This is a genomic window from Rhodopseudomonas sp. BR0C11, assembly GCF_010820945.1.
In the GTDB taxonomy this organism is placed as follows: Bacteria; Pseudomonadota; Alphaproteobacteria; order Rhizobiales; family Xanthobacteraceae; genus Rhodopseudomonas; species Rhodopseudomonas palustris_H.
The window spans coordinates 1-1,550 of the sequence record NZ_QTKI01000665.1 but is presented as its reverse complement, the minus strand read 5'-3'; the positions used below and the strand labels follow the sequence as shown (position 1 = coordinate 1,550).

General features: G+C 67.0%; 2 protein-coding genes and 1 pseudogene. 1 reads left to right on the top strand and 2 read right to left on the bottom strand.

From position 1 onward, the window contains the following. Nucleotides 1–24: 24 nt before the first annotated feature. Nucleotides 25–85 (top strand): annotated as a pseudogene (locus DYI24_RS28175) (phosphonate metabolism protein/1,5-bisphosphokinase (PRPP-forming) PhnN); the annotation flags it as partial. Between the two features lie 49 nt (nucleotides 86–134). Here DYI24_RS28175 and DYI24_RS26365 read toward each other — a convergent pair. Next, the gene (locus DYI24_RS26365) at nucleotides 135–1,301 is read right to left on the bottom strand and encodes an alpha-D-ribose 1-methylphosphonate 5-triphosphate diphosphatase (RefSeq protein WP_502706382.1); all 1,167 of its coding nucleotides are present in this window, start codon (nucleotides 1,299–1,301) and stop codon (nucleotides 135–137) included. Between the two features lie 8 nt (nucleotides 1,302–1,309). Beyond that, on the bottom strand, nucleotides 1,310–1,550 hold a 241-nt coding region (locus DYI24_RS26360), incomplete at its 5' end, for an ATP-binding cassette domain-containing protein (protein WP_164574407.1).

Genomic DNA, 1,550 nt, shown 5'->3' with positions numbered 1-1,550 from the left:
CGTCGGCACCGAGCGAGCGGGCGGCTGGTGCTGGTGGTCGGCCCATCCGGCGCCGGCAAGGACACGCTGATCAATGCCGCCCGCTCGCTCGGTGCCGATCAGTTTCGTCGTCTGCTCCGCCACCGCGATATCGGTCATGCCACGCGCTGTCCTTCGCGCCAGACGCTGCGCACCGCCGGCACATCATGCGCGACGTGGACGCGGATCAGGTCGGCGCGCTTGCCCGTGGAGATCTCGCCGCGATCATTGAGCCCGACCGCTTCGGCCGGTGCCTTGGTGACGGTACGGATCGCGGCGGCAAGGTCGATCGCCGGCGCGCGCATTGGCAATTGCAACGCCGCGATCAACAGGCTCGACGGGATGTAGTCCGACGACAGAATGTCGAGCAGTCCCTCGTGCGCCAGATCGATCGCCGCGATGTTGCCGGAGTGCGAGCCGCCGCGCACCACGTTGGGCGCGCCCATCAGGATGTCGATGCCGGCCTGGTGTAGTTCGCGCGCCGCTTCCAGCGTGGTCGGGAATTCGGCGACCGCGACCCGGTCGCGGATCGCGTCAGCGACGTTCTCGGGCGTGGTGTCGTCGTGGCTTGCCAGCGGAATCTCGTAGCGATGCGCAAGCTCGACGATCGCCCGCATATTGGCGTCGGCGTAATTCTCCTTGCAGTACACCCGGCGTGCGAACATCACGTCGAGCTCGGCATCGGTCATGCCGGCGCCCTTGCCGCGATAGTAATCGCGCAGCTTTTCCTCGTCGCGGAACTGGCGTTGGCCCGGCGTGTGATCCATCAGCGACATCAGCCGGATGTCGGGGCGGTCGATCAGCTCCTTGGCCTCCGCCACCACGTTCGGCATCGGGATTTCACAGCGCAGATGCAGAAAGTGATCGGCGCGCAGCAGCTGCGCGTCGCGCGCCGTCGAGATCGCGCCGGCCAGCACGATCGCCTGGCCATCGACCTCCTCGGCACCTTCCTCGCGCCACACCCGGAGCGAGTCGAGCACCGTGGTGATGCCGCAGGTCGCGAGCTGGCCGTCGTAGGACACCACGGCGGCGACCGGATTCCACTGCACCTTGGGCCGCGGCGTGTAGTGCGCCTCGAGATGATCGGTGTGTAGCTCGACCAGGCCGGGCATCACCAGATCGCCTTGCATGTCCTTGGCGCCGTTCGGCGCGTTGCCTTCGCCGAGGTCCGCGATCACGCCGTCGGCGATCGCGATCCAGCCGTGTTCGATCACCCGGTCGGCCAGCACCAGCCGGGCATTGCCCAGCACCATCTCCTGCGAATTGTTCATGGTCTCGTTCATTCCATTGGTCATGCGGCGGCGGCAAACGAGGTCACGTCGACGATGCGGTCCGCGATGATCTCACGGATCTCGTCGTCGTGCACGATGGCGATGATCGCGGCGCCCTGCGCCTTGCTCTCCGCGATCAGCTCGACCACCACAGCGCGATTCTTGGCGTCGAGCGACGCGGTCGGCTCGTCGAGCAGCAGGATCGGCGTGTGCGAGATGAAGCCGCGAGCGATGTTGACGCGCTGCTGTTCGCCGCCCGAG

What these genes read in the sequence shown, in the direction of transcription:
- DYI24_RS26365 (WP_502706382.1), bottom strand. Translation starts at nt 1,301, where the DNA reads ATGAACGAGACCATGAACAATTCGCAGGAGATGGTGCTGGGCAATGCC.